Annotated in this window: 15 protein-coding genes; 5 read left to right on the plus strand and 10 right to left on the minus strand. The window is 64.7% G+C overall.

Annotated features, from left to right (window positions below):
• Positions 1-13: 13 nt before the first annotated feature.
• Both IVB54_RS29835 and IVB54_RS29840 read right to left on the minus strand, forming a co-directional pair.
• The gene (locus IVB54_RS29835) at positions 14-1,639 is read right to left on the minus strand and encodes a choline dehydrogenase (protein WP_018455019.1); all 1,626 of its coding nucleotides are present in this window, start codon (positions 1,637-1,639) and stop codon (positions 14-16) included.
• A gap of 51 nt (positions 1,640-1,690) precedes the next feature.
• On the minus strand, positions 1,691-2,281 hold the full coding sequence (locus IVB54_RS29840; RefSeq protein ID WP_018455020.1) for a TetR/AcrR family transcriptional regulator: 591 nt from the start codon (positions 2,279-2,281) through the stop codon (positions 1,691-1,693).
• A gap of 100 nt (positions 2,282-2,381) precedes the next feature.
• Between IVB54_RS29840 and IVB54_RS29845 the strand changes: the two genes are divergently transcribed.
• Entirely contained in the window at positions 2,382-2,747 is a 366-nt protein-coding gene (locus tag IVB54_RS29845; RefSeq protein WP_018455021.1) for a nuclear transport factor 2 family protein, read from the plus strand.
• Positions 2,748-3,091: 344 nt separating this feature from the next.
• Positions 3,092-5,053, plus strand: a complete 1,962-nt coding sequence (locus tag IVB54_RS29850; protein WP_018455022.1) for an EAL domain-containing protein — start codon at positions 3,092-3,094, stop codon at positions 5,051-5,053.
• 145 nt (positions 5,054-5,198) lie between these two features.
• Here the strand turns inward: IVB54_RS29850 and IVB54_RS29855 are convergent, their stop codons facing one another.
• From IVB54_RS29855 to pgm, 4 genes are all read right to left on the minus strand, one after another.
• Positions 5,199-6,179 (minus strand): PDR/VanB family oxidoreductase, encoded by a 981-nt coding sequence (locus IVB54_RS29855; protein ID WP_085349959.1) that lies wholly within the window; start codon positions 6,177-6,179, stop codon positions 5,199-5,201.
• Positions 6,180-6,190: 11 nt separating this feature from the next.
• The gene (locus tag IVB54_RS29860; protein ID WP_007595257.1) at positions 6,191-6,943 is read right to left on the minus strand and encodes a GntR family transcriptional regulator; all 753 of its coding nucleotides are present in this window, start codon (positions 6,941-6,943) and stop codon (positions 6,191-6,193) included.
• A 6-nt stretch (positions 6,944-6,949) separates the two neighbouring features.
• Positions 6,950-7,999: an aromatic ring-hydroxylating dioxygenase subunit alpha gene (locus IVB54_RS29865; RefSeq protein WP_026232861.1), complete on the minus strand. Its 1,050-nt coding sequence runs from the start codon at positions 7,997-7,999 to the stop codon at positions 6,950-6,952.
• A gap of 282 nt (positions 8,000-8,281) precedes the next feature.
• Positions 8,282-9,928 (minus strand): phosphoglucomutase (alpha-D-glucose-1,6-bisphosphate-dependent), encoded by a 1,647-nt coding sequence (pgm, locus tag IVB54_RS29870; protein WP_018455025.1) that lies wholly within the window; start codon positions 9,926-9,928, stop codon positions 8,282-8,284.
• Positions 9,929-10,069: 141 nt separating this feature from the next.
• Here pgm and IVB54_RS29875 point away from each other — a divergent pair, with 141 nt between their 5' ends.
• Both IVB54_RS29875 and IVB54_RS29880 read left to right on the plus strand, forming a co-directional pair.
• Complete coding sequence (locus IVB54_RS29875) at positions 10,070-11,212, plus strand: alpha/beta hydrolase (RefSeq protein ID WP_085357448.1); 1,143 nt, start codon at positions 10,070-10,072, stop codon at positions 11,210-11,212.
• An 85-nt stretch (positions 11,213-11,297) separates the two neighbouring features.
• On the plus strand, positions 11,298-12,116 hold the full coding sequence (locus IVB54_RS29880; protein ID WP_039799270.1) for a transglycosylase SLT domain-containing protein: 819 nt from the start codon (positions 11,298-11,300) through the stop codon (positions 12,114-12,116).
• A gap of 260 nt (positions 12,117-12,376) precedes the next feature.
• On the opposite strand, the gene IVB54_RS29885 is transcribed toward IVB54_RS29880, so the two are convergent.
• Complete coding sequence (locus IVB54_RS29885; protein WP_247776575.1) at positions 12,377-13,162, minus strand: response regulator transcription factor; 786 nt, start codon at positions 13,160-13,162, stop codon at positions 12,377-12,379.
• Positions 13,163-13,408: 246 nt separating this feature from the next.
• On the opposite strand from IVB54_RS29885, the gene IVB54_RS29890 reads away from it, so the two are divergent.
• Positions 13,409-14,257: an MBL fold metallo-hydrolase gene (locus IVB54_RS29890; RefSeq protein WP_247776576.1), complete on the plus strand. Its 849-nt coding sequence runs from the start codon at positions 13,409-13,411 to the stop codon at positions 14,255-14,257.
• Positions 14,258-14,287: 30 nt separating this feature from the next.
• On the opposite strand, the gene IVB54_RS29895 is transcribed toward IVB54_RS29890, so the two are convergent.
• From IVB54_RS29895 to IVB54_RS29905, 3 genes are all read right to left on the minus strand, one after another.
• The gene (locus IVB54_RS29895) at positions 14,288-15,178 is read right to left on the minus strand and encodes an aldose 1-epimerase family protein (RefSeq protein WP_085349964.1); all 891 of its coding nucleotides are present in this window, start codon (positions 15,176-15,178) and stop codon (positions 14,288-14,290) included.
• 74 nt (positions 15,179-15,252) lie between these two features.
• Positions 15,253-16,665 (minus strand): mannose-1-phosphate guanylyltransferase/mannose-6-phosphate isomerase, encoded by a 1,413-nt coding sequence (locus IVB54_RS29900; protein WP_247363630.1) that lies wholly within the window; start codon positions 16,663-16,665, stop codon positions 15,253-15,255.
• Positions 16,666-16,689: 24 nt separating this feature from the next.
• A complete protein-coding gene (locus IVB54_RS29905) occupies positions 16,690-17,697 on the minus strand; it encodes an NAD-dependent epimerase (RefSeq protein ID WP_026233673.1) in 1,008 nt (335 codons plus the stop codon).
• Positions 17,698-17,699 lie beyond the last annotated feature (2 nt).

Below are 17,699 nucleotides of genomic sequence, written 5' to 3' on the forward strand. Positions count from 1 at the left end.
TCAAGACGCGAGTTTACCGCGCATCCTCCAATATCATGTCGGAGGCCTTTTCGGCGATCATGATGATCGGCGCGTTGGTGTTCCCCGACACGAGATCGGGCATGATCGAACCGTCGACGATTCGGAGGTCTTCGAGGCCCCTCACCTTCAGCCGCTGATCGACCACCGCGAGCGCATCATTGCCCATACGACAGGTCGAGGTTGGATGGTAGATGGTGCTGCCCCGCTCACGGCAATAGTCCAGCAGCTCGGCATCCGTGGACACCTTCGCTCCGGGATCGTACTCGTCGACCACGAACGGCTTCAGCGCCGGTGCATGCAATATCTTGCGCAGGATCTTCAGGCCTTCCACGTTGGTGGTGCGGTCGGTCTCGGTCGACATGTAGTTGATGCGGATCTCCGGCGGCACTGTCGGGTCGGCGCTCTTGATGCGCAAGGACCCGCGGCTTTCGGGACGGAGCTGGCACACCGACGCCGTGAAGCCGGAGAAATCGTGCAGCTTCTCGCCCATCTTGTCGGTCGAGAACGGCAGGAAGTGGACCTGGATGTCGGGCGAGGCCAGCCGCGGACTGGTCTTGAAGAACGCGCCCGCCGTGCCGGCCGCGATCGTCAGCCAGCCTTTGCGGAACAGCGCATAGCGCGCGCCAGCCATGGTGCGGCGGAGCGGATGATTGACGGTGTCGTTCAGCGTGATCTTCTGCGAGCAGCGCATCACGATGCGGACCTGCATGTGGTCCTGGAGATCGTGCCCGACGCCCGGCGCGTCCAGCACGACGTCGATGCCGTGCTTGCGCAGGAGGTCGGCGGGTCCGACGCCGGAGAGCTGGAGCAGCTGCGGCGAGTTGTAGGCGCCGCTCGACAGCACGACCTCCTTGCGCGCACGGGCGCGGCGCAATGTGGCGCCCTGACGGTATTCAACGCCGATCGCGCGGCGGCCCTCGAACAGCACGCGCTGGCCAAGCGCGCCAGTTTCGATCTTGAGATTGCGACGGGCCTTGGCGGGGCCGAGATAGGCCACCGCCGTCGAGGCGCGGCGGCCGTTGCGCGTCGTGGTCTGGAACAGGCCGACGCCTTCCTGGGTGGCGCCGTTGAAATCAGGATTGTAGGGCAGACCGGTCTCGACCGCGGCATCGATGAAGGCCTTCGACAGCGGGTCGGTCACCACCATGTTGGAGACCGGCAGCGGGCCGCCGCTGCCGTGGTATTGATCGGCGCCGCGCGACTGGTTCTCGGCCTTCTTGAAATAGGGCAGCACGTCGTCATAGCCCCAGCCGGCGTTGCCGCGCTGACGCCATCTGTCGTAATCCTCGTGCTGACCGCGGACATAGAGCAGGCCGTTGATCGAGCTCGATCCGCCCAGCGTCTTGCCGCGCGGCTGGAACACCTGACGGCCCTTCAGCTCAGGCTCCGGTTCGGTCTGGTACATCCAGTTGACGGTCTTTTCCTTGAACAGCTTGCCGTAGCCGAGCGGCACGTGGATCCAGATGTTGGAATCCTTCGGGCCTGCCTCGAGCAGCAGCACGCTGTGCTTGCCGTTGGCCGACAGCCGGTTGGCGAGCACACAGCCGGCAGAGCCGGCACCGACGATGATGTAGTCGAATTCAGGGTCGGAGGGTGTCAGGGAGGAAGTTGCGTTCATGCGCTACTGTTCTTTTTGTTGACGGGCGTTTCCAATCATCACTTAGCACGATCATGCAGCCACGCGCAGCGCCTCGACCAGCGACCTGAACGCACGGGCATATTCCGCACCCGCCCTTGCGATATCGGCGCGTCCGGCGCAGGCGACGGCGGCCTCCGTTACCGCGCCGAGCAGCAGCCGGGCCAGCGGCTCGACCGGCTGCCGCGCGATCAGGCCGGCCTCCATCGCCGCCGCAATCGCGCGCGGCAGCTTGCCGCCGAAATGTTTGGCGTCGATCTCGCGCCAGCGCTCCCAGCCGAGCACGGCCGGGCCGTCGCGCAGGATGATCTGGCCGGTCGGGCCCTTCGCGGTCGCGGCGAAATAATGCTGGGTGCCGGCGACCATCGCGGCAAGCACGTCCTTCTCGGCACGGGCCGTGCTGTCGATTTCGGCGACGAGGTCGCGCGAGACCTCATTGAACACCGCTTCGAACACCGCCTCCTTGGTCTTGAAGTGATGATACACCGCGCCCTTGGCGACGTGGGCGGCTTCGGCGATCTCGTCCATCGTCGTCGCGACAAAGCCTTGCGTCCCGAACAGGCGGCGCGCCGCCGTCAGGATCGCCTCCGATGTCGCAGCCCGCCGCTCCGCCTGTTTCGCCATGGGTCTGCTGTAGTCGAAATGGACGAGGACAGCCAGTTGACTTTTCGACCGTCGGTCGGTATTTACCGACCAACAGTCGGTTTTATTCGTGAGGTGCACCATGCCGAGCCGTGATGTCGTCGAAGCTTTTGCCAAACGATTGGAGGACGGGGATTTCGTCGGGGCGATCCTCGACTACTACACGCCGGACGCCGCCACCTATGAAAACCAGGGCGATCCCGTGGTCGGACGCGACAAGCTCGCCGCCAAGGAGCGCGGCGTGCTGGCAGCCTTCAAGGAGGTCAAGGCGGTGCGCATTGGGCCGAGCCTGATCGAAGGGGATCATGTCGCGACGCGCTGGAGATTCAGCTTCACCAATGCCGAAGGCATCATCCGAACGTTGGATGAGATCGCATGGCAGACCTGGCGGGGCGATCAGTTGATCGAAGAGCGGTTCTATTACGATCCGAAGCAGTTGGGGCGGTGATGCCTGAAGCACAACTGTCATCGCCCGGCTTGACCGGGCGATCCAGTACTCCGAGACAGGCGTGATTGATCCGATAGGCCGCGGCGTACTGGATGCCCCGCCCCAGTGCGCAAGTGCGCACAAGGCGAGGCATGACAGCGGAATTGGTAGCGAACATAGCCTCCCGTCACAGCCGTAACGCGAGGCGCCGCATTTGTATCGATTTGTTATCGATACAATATCGCGAACACGCAGAAGTGGTCAGAGCAATCGTCGCAAGTTTGGATAATTCATAGTTCGTCAAAGGTTTGCAGCGAATTCTCCTGACCGGGCCGGACAAGCGGCCCATGCTGCTAGGCTCTGGAATGCGGACTCAAACGACCAGCTATTTCGCGCGGCTGTTCGCCGGCGATCTGTCGGCCTTTGGCGGTCCCGTAACCGACGAAGCCGTCGCCGGCCATATCCGCGCCGAACAGATGTCGCTGGTGCTCGGCTATTCGGTCGGCATCATGCTGGCCAATGCCTGCAACGCCGGGGTACTCGTCGTCGCGCTGTGGCATTCGCCGGACTTGAAGCTGGCCTTGATCTGGGCCGCCATCGTGGCGGGCGCCGCGATCGCGTTCGGCCTGCAATCCCATGCCGCGCGCCGCATCACCAAACCGCAATTCGTCTCGCGCCGGGCCATGCATCGGCTGGTGCGCAATGCTTTCATCCTCGGCGCCGCCTGGGGCACCGTTCCGGTCGCATTCTTCGTCAATGCCTCAACGGGCGGGCAGCTCGTCATCACCTGCCTTTGCTCGGGGATGCTGGCGGGGGGCGCGCTGGCCTTCGCCACCATCCCGATCGCCGCGATCGCATTCACGGCCCCGATCTTCGCTGGCATCGCGATCTGCCTCGGCAGGAATGGCGATCCGGCGTTTCTGCTGATCGCTTTCCTGGTGGTCGTCTACGGATCAGTGCTGCTGCGCAGCGTGTTCGTCAATTCGATCGCGTTCGCACGGCGCGTGATGCGGCAGATCGAGGCCGAGCGTACGGTGCGGCAGGACTCGCTGACCCATCTGCCCAATCGCGTCGCGTTCAACGAAACGCTCGATGCAGCCTTGAAGCGGCTCGCTCTGTCCGGCGAGGAATTCGCGGTGCTTCTGCTCGATCTCGATCGTTTCAAGGAGGTCAACGACAAGTTCGGCCATCCCGCCGGCGACGAGTTTCTGGTCCAGATCGCGAGCCGCCTGCAACGCTGCACCCGCGCGGCCGAGCATGTCGCACGCATCGGCGGCGACGAGTTCGCGCTGGTGATGGCCAATCGGGCGCGGCCGGAGGATGCGCTCGAGATCGCCGAGCGCTTCGTCGCGGCCTTCGACGAACCGTTCCAGATCGAGGGTCGCCAGATCGTCGGCGCGACCAGCGTCGGCATCGTGCTGGCGCCGCGCGACGGCAGCACGCAACTCGACATCATGAAGAACGCCGACACCGCGCTCTACCGCGCCAAGAAGGCCGGACCCGGCACGGTGTGTTTCTTCGAGGAAGCCGACGACCGCTCGTCACGCGACCGCAAGGCGCTGCAATCGGATCTGGAAGGCGCCGTCGCCAGGAACGAGCTGTTCCTGGTGTTCCAGCCGTTCCTCGACCTCGACGGCAACCGCATCACCGGCTTCGAGGCACTGCTGCGCTGGCAGCATCCCCAGCGCGGACTGGTGCCGCCGAGCGAATTCATACCGATCGCCGAGCAAACCGGCTTGATCCACGAGATCGGCGAATGGGTCGTCCGCCGCGCCTGCGCGACGGTTGCCGAGTGGCCCGAAGAGATCAGGGTCGCCGTAAATTTCTCGGCCGCGCAGTTTCACAACAACGGCCTCCTCCAGATCATCGTGCAGGCGCTCGCGGACGCGAAGATCGCCCCGCACCGGCTCGAGATCGAGATCACGGAATCGATGCTGCTGTCGAAATACGCCTCGGCCGCGTCGGTCCTGAACGCGCTGCTGGAGCTCGGCGTCACCGTGGCGCTCGACGATTTCGGCACCGGCTTCTCCTCGCTGACTTACCTGCGCAAGCTGCCGTTCAGCCGCATCAAGATCGACCAGTCCTTCATCCGCGACATGCTGGTGCAGCCCGACTGCGCCGCGATCGTGAAATCGGTGATTGGGCTCGCGCGCGACCTGCGCATCGGCGTGGTCGCCGAAGGCGTCGAGACCGCCGACCAGCTCGAATATCTGCGCCAGATCGGTTGCGACGAGGTGCAGGGTTATCTCATCAGCCGGCCGGTGTCGGCGGATGGCGTTCTGGCGCTGCTTGATCCGAAGAAGTTGCGGGCGACCTACGCGGCGTAGCCACCAAAGCATTCACGGCGTCACGGCCGGGCCTGTCCATCCACACCTACGACATCGCACGAAGAACGTGGATGCCCGGGCCTTCGCCTCGCCGAAGCGGCTCCGACCGCGCAGGCGGGACAAGCCCGGGCATGACGACCTCACCTCAGACCGGATCCGCCCGCAGCAGCGTGTCCACCGTGATGGTGCCCCGCGCGCGGGAAACGCAGGCGCAGATCTTCTGGTTGCTTTGCTTCTGATGGTCGCTGAAGAAGACGTCGCGATGGTCGATCTCGCCGTCGATCGCGACCACGTCGATGGCGCAGAGGCCGCATTCGCCCCGCTTGCAATCGTACATCACGTCGTGGCCGCTGGCGTTGAGCACGTCCAGCATCGAGCGCTCGCGCGGGATCTCCAGCTCGACATCGGAGCCCTTCAGGCGCACGCGAAATGTCTCAGTCGGCAGCGTGCCGCTGGAGCCGAAAGTCTCGTAGCGGAGATCGGGAAGCGGATGGCCGGCGCCGATCCAGGCGTGGCGCGCGGCATCCAGCATGCGCATCGGGCCGCAGAACAGCGCCAGCGTGTCTTTGGGCACCGAGGCGAACAGGGCGTCGAGATCGAGCCGCTTGCCCTCATCGCTGGCGTGAACGACCAGGCGATCACCCAGCGTTGCGGCGAGATCGTCGAGATAGGCGGCCTCGGTGCGCGAGCGCACCGCGTAATGCAGCGTGACATCGGTGCCGCGCCGGGCCAGCGCCTGCGCGGCACCGAGGATCGGGGTGATGCCGATGCCGCCGGCGATCAGGCAGTAGTTTTGGCGTGCCCAATCGACGGCGAGCAGCGAGGCGGGCGTCGTGATGTCGAGCCGCGCGCCCGGCCGTAACGACCACATATAGCGCGAGCCGCCACGCGAGTCCTCGGCGCGGCGCACGGCGATCCTTAGACCCTGGGACGAGGCTTCCCCGACCAGCGAATAGGACCGCGTCTCGGGCTGCCCGTCGATGGTAACGCTGATATTGATGTGGCTGCCGACCGGATAGGCCGTGCCGTCGAACTGGTCGGGCCGGATCAGGAATTCGCGGATGCCGGGTGCGAGATCGCGCATCGAGACGAGCGTCGCCGGAATCCAGGTTTCGATGAAGCGCATGGTGACTGCCCTCAATCGGTTGCGGACTTGATCAGCGCAAGCGCCGGCAAGAGGTCGAGATGGGTCCGGTTGCGCAGTGCGAGCCGCAAATTGCGCACCGCGAGCCGCGCATGCTCGCGCATGACCGCTTCGGCGCGGGCGCCTTCGCGGTTCTCGATGGCGTCGATCACGACGCGGTGGTGCTCCTGCCCGATGATCAGGATTTGCTGTGCCTCGGGCAGCGCCGACTGCGCCATCACGAAACCGCTCGGCGACGCAAACGGCAGCGACGAGGCGCGGTCGATCTGCCGGATCAGCGGCGGGCTACGCGACAATTCGGTGAGCAGGGCGTGGAAGCGCGCGTTCAGCGTGACATAGGACGAGAACGCATCGACCGAGATCGGCACCTGGCGCAACAACTCGTCGATCGCGGCGAGGCACTCCTTCAGCGGCTCGAGCTCGCGCGCGGAGACGCCGCGCTCGGCGGCAAAGCGCGCGGCGAGCCCTTCCAGCGTGCCGCGCAGCTCGATGGAATCGGAGATGTCGCGCTCGGAGAACGCCTTCACCATGAAGCCGCCGGAGGGAATCGCCTCCAAGAGGCCCTCCTCCTCCAGCCGCACCAGCGCCATGCGCACCGGGGTGCGCGAGGCGCCGGTGGTCTCCACCGCCTGGAGCTCGGAGATGCGCTCGCCCGGGCGCAACGAGCCCGACAGGAGCTGGTCGCGCAGCGCGAGCTGCGCCTTCACGGTCTGCGAGACGGAGCGGTCGACCTCGCGCTCGGCCATGTCGGCTTACTCCGCGGCCTGAAGATGCTGCGGCGGATTTTCCTTTGCCACCATCTTGTCGATCAGCTTGCGCGTCCACATCGCGCCGGCGTCGATGTTGAGATTGTAGAAGATGCGATCCGGGTTCTCGTCCATCGCGCGCTGCTGCGCCTCGAGGATCAGCTCGTCCTCGTGGAAAATGCCGGAGACGCCGTCCCGGATCTCGGTGGTGATGCGCTGCTCACCGAGCTGATAATTGCGCACGAAGGCCCAGAAATAGTGGCAGGTCTTCTCGGTCTCGGGCGTGATGGTGTTGAGCACGAAGCCGTTGACGCCCTGCGAGCGGTCGCCTTCCGGCGCGCCGGTGCCGGTCGGGGCCACGCCGACGTCGATGGCAATGGTGCAGGGCGCTTCGAAACGGATGATCTGCCAGCGGTCGACGAGGCCGGACTTGCCGAGTTGTTTCGCCCAGAACGGCGGCGCCTCGATGCCGCGCATCCAGCGCGTCACCGTGACCGTCTTTTCGCCATGGGTGACGTCGAACGGCGCCTCCGCGACCGCCTCGTTGCCGATGGAAGAGCCGTGCACGAAGGTCTCGTGGGTGAGGTCCATGAGGTTGTCGAGCACGAGGCGATAGTCGCAATTGACGTGGATGGTCTTGCCGTCGCCGGCCCAGGCGGGGTCGTGATTCCAGTGCAGGTCGGGCACCAGCGCAGGATCCGCCAGCGCGGGATCGCCCATCCAGAGCCAGATGTAGCGATGACGCTCGACCACCGGATAGGCGCGCACGCAGGCCGACGGGTTGATGGTCTCTTGCGAGGGCATGAAGGTGCAGCGCCCTTGCGCGTTGTACTTCAGGCCGTGATAGCCGCAGACGACGGTGTCGCCTTCGAGCCTACCCTTGGACAGCGGCACCAGGCGGTGCCAGCAGGCATCCTCCAGCGCAGCCACCGAACCATCGGCCTTGCGGTACATCACGACGTGCTTGCCGCAGATCGTCCGCGGCAGCAGTGCCGGCTTCACATCGGCGTCCCAGGCGGCGGCATACCAGGCGTTCATCGGGAAGGGTTTTGTCACCGGTTCACTCCCAAGGCTTGTGGATACGTTATGTATACAATAGCGATTCCGTTCAAGGGCGGATGGGAGCGTATTATAATACCTTTATCTCGCATCGTGTATACAAATCTGTTCCGCTGTCATTCCCCGCGAAAGCGGGGAATCCAGTACTCCGCGGCGGTTGTTGGTTTACTCAACTGGCGCCACGGCGTACTGGATCACCCGCTTTCGCGGGTGATGACACCTGTTGATGCGGCGAGTCCCCCCCGGGGGAGCAGTGGCAGCGGCGCTTTGGCTCGACGACTACGCCCCGAACACCTTCGCCAACCCTGTCTGAGCCTCCTGCTGAATCGCCTTCAGGTGCTCGGGGCTGCGAAAACTCTCCGCGTAGATCTTGTAGACGTCCTCGGTGCCTGACGGCCTTGCGGCGAACCAGCCGAAATCGGTCTCGACCTTGATGCCGCCGAACGGCTGGCCGTTGCCGGACGCCTTGCTCAGGGTGGCGCGGACGGGATCGCCGGCGAGATCCTTCAGGCCGAACTGCTCGGGCGTGACGGACTTCAGGATGTTCTTCTGCGGCGTGGTGGCGGCGACGTCGATGCGCGCGTAATGGGGCACGCCGAACTCGACGGTGAGATCGTTGAAGAGCTGGCTCGGATCGCGGCCGGTCTTTGCCATGATCTCGGCCGCGAGCAGGCCGAGGATGATGCCGTCCTTGTCGGTGGTCCACACCGTGCCGTCGCGACGCAGGAACGAGGCGCCTGCACTCTCCTCGCCGCCGAAGCCGAAGCCGCCCGTGAGCAGGCCGTCGACGAACCATTTGAAGCCGACCGGGGTCTCGACCAGCTTGCGGCCGAGTTTTTTCGCGACGCGGTCGATGATCGAGCTCGACACCACCGTCTTGCCGATCGCGGCGCCCTTGCCCCAGTTCGGGCGGTGCGCGAACAGATAGAAGATCGCGGTCGCGAGATAATGGTTCGGATTCATCAGGCCGCCGGTGCGCGTCACGATGCCGTGGCGGTCGGCGTCGGTGTCGTTGGCGAAGGCGACGTCGAAGCGGTCGCGCATCGCGATCAGGCTCGCCATCGCGTAAGGCGAGGAACAGTCCATGCGGATCTTGCCGTCCCAGTCCACCGTCATAAAACGGAACGTCGGGTCGATCGCCTCGTTCACCACGGTTGCCTTCAGGCCGTAGCGCTCGATGATCGGATGCCAGTAATGCACGGCGGCGCCGCCGAGCGGATCGATGCCGATATTCACGCCGGCGGATTTGACCAGGTCGAGATCGACCACGTTGCCGAGATCGGCGACATAGGGTGTGACGAAGTCATAGGCGTGGACGTTCGCGGCTTTGCGTGCCCTGGCGTAGTCGATGCGGTTCACGCCTTTGAGGCCGTCGGCGAGATAGGCATTGGCGCGCTTCTCGATCACGGAGGTCGCGTCGGTGTCGGCCGGTCCACCATGCGGCGGATTGTATTTGTAGCCGCCGTCCTCGGGCGGATTGTGCGAAGGCGTGACGACGACGCCGTCGGCAAGGCCGGAGGTGCGGCCCTTGTTGTAGGTCAGGATCGCATGCGAGATCACCGGCGTCGGCGTGTAGCCGCCGTCCTTGTCGATCATGATGTCGACGCCGTTGGCCGCGAACACCTCGACGGCGCTGACCAGCGCCGGCTCGGCCAGCGCATGGGTGTCGATGCCGATAAAGAGCGGACCGGTCAGCCCCTTTTCACGTCGGTAATCACAGATTGCCTGCGTCGTCGCGAGGATATGGCCCTCGTTGAAGCTGGTTTTGAACGAGGTGCCGCGATGGCCGGAGGTGCCGAACGCCACCCGCTGCGCGGGATCGGCGACATCAGGCTTGCCGGCGAAATAGGCCGTCACCAGCCGCGGAACGTTGGTGAGCGCGTCCGGCGAGGCCTGCTTGCCCGCCGCGGGATGAACATCAGCCACTGGATATACCTCGTCCTGTCGTAGAATTGCGCGATACCATAGCATCGGCCAAGCCCCCGCCAAGAGCACAACACCCGCGATGGGGCGGCCGTTCCTGGGATCATGCTATGGTCTTTTGATCGGGGCTTTTCGAGTCGGGGCATGACGCTGTTTCAGAGGCTCTTGGTTGTTCTGATGGCCTGGTTTGCGACGGCTGGCATCGTGCCCGATGCAATGGCCGCGGAGTTCTACACCGAGGACTTGCGTATCCCGATGGCCGAGGCCGGACCGCAGGGCCTGGAGGCGTTCCTGGTCCGGCCAGCCGGGACCAAGCGCTATCCGCTCGCGCTGCTCAGCCACGGCTCGCCGCGCAGTTTCGACGATCGCGCGACGATGTCCGCGCACAAATATTACGGCATCGCTCTCGAATATGCCCGGCGCGGTTTCGCCGCGCTGATCGTGATGCGGCGCGGCTACGGCACCTCGCCCGGCGGGCGCGTCGACAGCGTCGGCGGCTGCGCCAATGCCGCTTATCTGCCGGCGGCGGCGGTCGCGGTGGCGGATTTGCGCGCGGCGATCGAGGCGATGGTGCGCAGGGCCGACGTCACCACCTCGGGCATGATCGCGGCCGGCCATTCCGCCGGCGGGTTCGCCACTGTCGCCTTGACCGCGCAGGCGCCAGCGGGTCTCGCCGCCGCGATCAGCTTTGCCGGCGGGCGCGGCTCGCGCGACGATGACGACGTCTGCAATCCGAACGGGCTGGTGCAGGCCTTCGCCACGTTCGGCAAAACCTCCCGCGCGCCGATGCTGTGGGTCTACGCCGCCAACGATTCGTACTTCGGTCCCGACCTCGCGCGCCGCCTCCATGACGGATTTCGCGCCAGCGGCGGCAACGCGAAATTCGTCGCAGCGCCGCCTTACGGCGACGATGGCCACTATCTCTATTCGGTGGTGAGCCGTCCGCAATGGACGCCCTATCTCGACGCCTTCCTGCGCGAGCGAGGTCTCGGCCACGACGTCCTGAGCCCGCCCGATCCGCTGCCGCCGCCGGGCCAGCTCAGCGAGGCCGCGCGGGCCGAGTTCGCGCGCTATCTCGCCAGCACGATGCCGCACAAGGCTTTTGCGGTGTCGCCGAACGGCGGTTACGGCTGGCGTACGGGGCGCGCGACCGCCGACGACGCCCAGCGCGATTCACTTGGCGCCTGCACAAAATGGTCACCCACCTGCACACTCTATGCGGTCGACGACAAATTGGCCGGGGCTGCGCCAAGCACATCAACCGACCAGAGCTCGCGGTCGCGATAGCTTCATTGCGCCGCTGGCCGGTCGCGCCGTCCGAGCCAGGCCGCCAGAAAATCGGTTGTTAACTCGAAAGATATAATACATGTCCATGCTGCGGGATCGAACACACATCAATGCCCGCGCGGCGTGGACACACGTTGCGATCGCTGTGCTTTGGTTGGCATCCACCTCCGTGCACGCTCAGGGCAGCGCTCTGAACGCCGCGGAACCGGCGTTGGCGGCTGGCGGTCACGATGCAGATCTCGGCGCTGGAGAGACGCCGGCCTCGCGGGCGGCGATTCGAAAAATTATCGAAAGAGAAACGGCCAGGACCGATCTGCCCGCCGACATCGCGGAGGCCGTCGTCTTCGTTGAAAGCGGATACAATCCGGGCACCATTGGCGCCGTCGGCGAGATCGGCCTCATGCAAATTCGACCCGAAACGGCAGCGATGCTCGGATTTCGGGGACATAACGCAGAGCTCGCAGAGCCCGATATCAACATCCACTATGGCGTTCTCTATCTGAGCCGCGCATGGCGCCTGGCAGGCGGGGACCTTTGCCGCGCCCTGATGAAATATCGAGCCGGTCATGACGAGGAGTCCATGACGCCGCGCTCCCAGGTCTACTGTAATCGCGCCCGCAATCGTCTTGTCGCCATGAACTCGACGAATGTGGGAAACCAGGCTGCCGCCGTCCCAGATGTGGCACCGGCGCCAACTCCGGCGCCCACCGTCTCGAAGTCGGCGCACAATCAGAAATCAGCGCACAATCAAAACAGACCGGCACAGCCGAAGGACGTTTACGCACGTTACGGTCAAGGCACGGCGGTCGCGAGCAGGGCATACTGGGCAGCACAGGAAGCCCGGGTCCGCATCATCAAGGCTCGCGTCGAAGCCAAGTGGAAACGGGTCGCATCACGCCAATAGAATTAGAGTCGCCTGCCTTGAGACGAGCAGCGATTGGACGAACGACATTTTTGAAACCGGACTTTGAAACCGAACCTGAATAGAGATCATGCACAATAGTTTGAGAGTTTTGTTTGCAATCTTCGCGACCGGCGCCGTGGCGCTGTCGGCCTTTCTCGCCATTCGGTTCCTGGTCGGCTTCAGTGGCTGAACCCGACGGCTCAGCCGGCACCGTTTCGTGCTGCGCCCGGCTTCTAGAGCCGCTCGCTCAGCGCGAGCTTTTAGCCGACGCCGGTGACCGTGGTGATGACGGGCGTGCCGCTGCCGACGAGCTTGCGGCGCAGCCTCGCCACCAAGGCATCGACGGTGCGGATGTCGACCTCGGCCTGGCGATTGCTGACGACCTCGATCAGATAGTCGCGGCTAAGCGGCCTGCCGTCGGCACCGACGAGCGCCGCGAGCAGGTCGAATTCGGCGCGCGTCAGCGCCACCGGCTTGCCGTCGCTGCCGAGCAGCTCGCGCCGCGTCAGGTCGATGATCCAGTCGCCGAAGGCGATCGAATTGTGGTTGCGCGCCGCCTTGCGGTCGATCGAGCGCCGCCGCAGCACGCTTCGCGCGCGCGCGAGCAGATCGCGCAGATCGATCGGCTTGGTGACGTAGTGGTCGCCCGCGACCTCGAGGCCGAGGATGCGATCGACGTCGGTGTCGCGGCGGGTCACGAAGATGATGCCCGCGTTGCTGGTCGCCTGGATCTCCTTGGCGAGATCGAAACCGTCGCCGTCGGGCAGCTGCACGTCGAGGAAGACGAGATCGGTCCGCGTCCGCAGCGCCTGGCGGCATTCCGCGCAGGAGCCGGCGCCGACCACGTCGAAATTGTTCTCGCTGAAATAGCCGACCAGCATCGTCCGCGTCACCGGATCGTCCTCGACGACGATCAGCCGCTCGCGGCCAGCGACACGCAATTCCTGAACTGCGGAATCAGCCACGATGTTGGATGTCCTGTGTGCTTGCGAACTGGCCTGGATGCTCAGGTCGCCGAGCGCGCCGTCCTGTGAACGTACATTCACGACTGTTCGAGCCCCCTCGAATTGCCTGCTGCAACACTAGGCGCGTTATCGCGCCCAAACAACATTGGTCACGATCTGGCCGAATTAAGTATGAATTGGCCCACACTTCTCGTCCCGCGCATCGTGTTCGGGGGCCCCGCACAAGCGGTTGTTGTGGGGGCTGACGGCCGTCCCACGGACGCTTGCCTCGCCAAACGCTTCAAATCTACTGTAACGCCCGAAAAGTCTGCCCCAGGAGGTGGCGCCATGGAAGTCATCCTGCTCGGCACCGGCGGCCCGCGCCCGGACCCGCGCCGCATGGCGACGACAACGCTGCTCAGGCTCGGCGGAGAAAATATCCTGATCGACGCAGGCCGCGGCGTCATGGTGCAGCTCAGCAAGGCCGGCGTGCCGCTCGGCTCGATCAACACGGTCTTTCTCACCCATCACCATTTCGACCACATCGGCGACCTCTACGACGTGATGCTCAATTCATGGCTGCACGGGCGCAAGGACGATCTGCGCATCTATGGACCGCCGGATACCGAACGGCTCGTCAATACGCTGGTCACGCAGGTCTACGACAAGGACATCGCCTGGCGCGATCAGGGCGAGCCGAGCTTCGGCGGCTGGAAACCTGTCGTCGCGACCGACATTATACCGGGCCCCGTTCTCGACACCGGGCGCTGGAAGATCAGTGCCGAACTCGTCTCGCATGGCGACGGCCTCGACATGTCGCCGGCCTTCCTCGCACGCTGGACGTGCCTCGGCTACCGCTTCGAGGCCGAAGGCAAGGTCATCGCAATTTCCGGCGATACGGTGCCGTGCCCCGGTCTCGAACGACTGGCTGAGGGGGCCGATCTGCTGGTCCAGTGCTGCTTTCTCGCCACGCCGGAGATCGACAACGAGCACCTGCGCCGGCTTGCGAAATTCACGATCGCCTGCGGCGATACAGTCGGCAAGGTCGCGGCCAAGGCCGGCGTCAAGAAGCTCGCGCTGACTCATCACCGGCCTCGCACCGATGATTCCATGCTGAATGCGCTGCTCGCGGATGTCAGGCGGGACTACGCGGGTCCTGTCGTGCTCGGCGAGGACCTCACGCGGATCGAGGTCTGAGAACTCGAGATGCGCGAAGGCCGTCCGGCCTCAGGACGATCCAACCTCAACCCGAAATGACAATTGCTCTTCCGTCCCGGGCGCGATGTGCATCAGGCCCGCCTTGTCAGTGAATTCGCCGTCGAAGCCGGCGGGACTGGCATAGCCGCGCCAGGGCTCGATGCAGAGGAACGGCGCGCCCGACGGTTTCGACCAGACGCCAAGCTCGCGAAAGCCGCGCCATGACATTTTCAACCACGGCCCGGTGGACGCGCCCTGCTCCGCGGCATAGCGGACCGAAGTGCTCGCAATCCGATCGAAGATGATTGCGTCGTCGACGAACAGGGATTCTGACAGGGGCAACACGGAGCCTTGGACCGGGCTCGGCTCCGTTGCCGGACGCAGCAAGCCGCCGTCGAGACGGCGGACGGGGGATGGCTCTGCGTTCGCGAAGCTCAGCGCGTAACTCTCCTTCGCCAGTCCTGGTTGCAGCGGCCAGTTGAAAGCGGGATGGCCGCCGAGCGAGGCCGGCAACATCTCCTTGCCGGTGTTCGCGACCACGAGTGAAAGATCGAGACCGGATTCGTCGAGCGCATAGGTTGCCGTCAGGCGGAACGCAAAGGGGTAGAGCGCGCGCGTCGTCTCGCTGTCTTCGAGCACCAGGATACAGCGACTTTCGCCACGTTCCATCCACGCAAAGCGGCTGTCACGCGCGAAGCCGTGCTGGGTCATCCGGTAGGTCCTGCCCCGGTGCCGCAATTCGTCATTGGCGAGACGCCCGACGATCGGAAACAACAGCGGCGCATGGCGCGGCCAGGCCGCCCCCGCCTGCCAAACGAACTCGATGCCGGCATCGCTCGCCAGCGAACACATCTCCGCGCCTTGCGCCTTGATGGTCGCGGCGAGCCCGCCGCAGCGGATTGTGTGCGTGTCGTCGGTCATAACAGCCTGCTCCGATCATCGCAATTCGCAGGACAATTTCTAAATGTTCGCGGAATGTTGGAGCGACATTCTGCTCAAGAGCGCTGATAGTCGTCTTCAATCCGGATGATGTCGTCTTCCCCGAGATAGCTTCCCGTCTGGACCTCGATCAGCTCCAGCATGATTTTACCGGGGTTCTCCATCCGGTGCACCGCGCCCATCGGGATGTAGATCGACTCGTTCTCGTGCACGCTTTTGACGGTGTCGTTGACGGTGACGCGGGCGGTGCCGCGGACCACGATCCAGTGCTCGGCGCGATGATGGTGTTTCTGCAGCGACAGACGCCCGCCCGGCTTCACCACGATGCGCTTGACCTGGTGGCGCTCGCCATTGTCGACCGACTGGTAGCTGCCCCAGGGCCGATGCACCTTGAGGTGCTCCTCGGTGACCTTCGGTGCGACCGCCTTGAGTTTCGTGACCAGCCGCTTCAGCCCGTTGGCATCCTTCTGACGCGAGACCAGCACTGCGTCCGCGGTCGCGACCACGATGAGATCGTCAACGCCTTCGAGTGCGACCAGCGCGGCATCGGTGGTGACGTTGCAGTTGCGGCTATCTTCGAACACGGCGGCGCCGTGCGCGGCATTGCCTTGCGCGTCCTTGTCCGACAATTCCCACACCGCGTGCCAGGAGCCGACGTCGGACCAGCCGCACGACACCGGCACGACCGCTGCGCGCGCGGTCTTCTCCATCACCGCATAGTCGATCGAGATCGCCTTGGCCGCGCCGAACGCCTCGGGCTCCAGCGTCACGAAGCCGAGATCGCGACCGGCATTGGTCACGGCATTGGAGATGGTCTCCACGCTCGCCGCATCGACCTTGCGGTATTCGTCGAGCAATACGCTGGCCGGGAACATGAAGTTGCCGCTGTTCCAGAGATAGCCGGAATTGACATAGTCGGCTGCCTTCACCGCATCCGGCTTCTCGACAAAGCGCGCGACCGCGTGCACCTCGCCGGAGATGACCTCGCCCGGGCTGATATAGCCGTATTCGGTCGCCGGCCGCTCCGGATTGACGCCGAAGGTGACGATGCGCCCGGCGCTCGCGGCGGTGAGGCCCTGGCGGCACGCCGCGACGAACGCGGCATTGTCCTGCACCACGTGGTCGGCGGCGAGCGCGAGCACGATCGCCTCACTCGAGCGGTTCTGCGCGAACACCGCGCCGGCGGCGATCGCAGGACCGGAATCGCGCCGCATCGGCTCGAGGATCACGTCGGCCTCGATGCCGATTTCGGCGAGCTGCTCCAGCACCATGAAACGGTAGGAAGCATTGGTGATGACGATCGGGCGATCGAACAGCGAGGCCTCCGAGACGCGGAGCAGCGTGTCCTGGAAGGTCGAGCGCGTGCCGAACAGCGGCAGGAACTGCTTGGGGCGCACCTCGCGCGAAGCCGGCCACAGCCGCGTTCCGGCACCGCCGCACATGATCAGGGGGATAATTTTTTGGGACACGTGTGAGCTACTCAAGAGAGGGGTTTATACGCGGTGATAATTTCGGTACCATTCGACAAAGCGGCCCAAGCCATCCGCCAGCGGCGTCGAGGGCGTGAAGCCGACGTCGCGTTGCAGGGCCGAAATGTCGGCGCGCGTCTCGAGGACGTCGCCTGCCTGCATCGGCAAAAGCGTGCGGATCGCGGGCTTGCCGATGATCTTCTCCAGTGTCTCGACGAACTCGATCAAATCGACCGAGCAATTGTTGCCGATGTTATAGACGCGATACGGCGCATAGCTCGACGAGTTTTCCGGCTGCTCGGCGTTCCACGCGGGATTCGGCGTCGCGGGACGATCAAGGGTGCGGATCACGCCCTCGACGATGTCGTCGACATAGGTGAAATCGCGCCACATATTTCCATTATTGAAAAGCTTGATCGGCTCACCCGCAAAGATCGCGCGCGTGAAGAGCCAGGCGGCCATGTCGGGCCGGCCCCATGGACCATAGACAGTGAAGAAGCGAAGTCCGGTCACCGGCAGCTTGTGAACATGTGCGAACGTGTGCGCCATCAGCTCGTTGGCCTTCTTGCTCGCGGCATAGAGGCTGACCGGATGATTGACCGAATGCTCGGTCGAATACGGCAAGGTGCGATTGGCGCCATACACGGAGCTCGACGAGGCGTAGACGAGATGCGCCAGGCCGTGGCGCCGGCCCGCTTCGAGCACGGTGACGAAGCCATCACAATTGGCGCGGATGCTGGTGATGGGATCGTCGATCGATGCGCGCACGCCGGGCTGCGCCGCAAGGTGCACTACGCGGTCGGGCGAGACCTCGTCGAACACACGCGTCACCGCAGCGAAGTCTGCAAGATCGATCTCGTGGAATGTGAAAGCCTCATGCTTGAGCGTCTCGAGGCGAGCGCGCTTGAGCGCGGGATCATAGTAAGGGGTCACTGCGTCGATGCCGACAACTCGTTCCCCGCGCGCAAGCAAGCGCTCACAGACATGCATGCCGATGAAGCCGGCAGCGCCGGTAACCACCACGGGGGCCAAAA

This window comes from Bradyrhizobium sp. CW1, from assembly GCF_023100665.1.
GTDB lineage: Bacteria > Pseudomonadota > Alphaproteobacteria > Rhizobiales > Xanthobacteraceae > Bradyrhizobium > Bradyrhizobium canariense_D.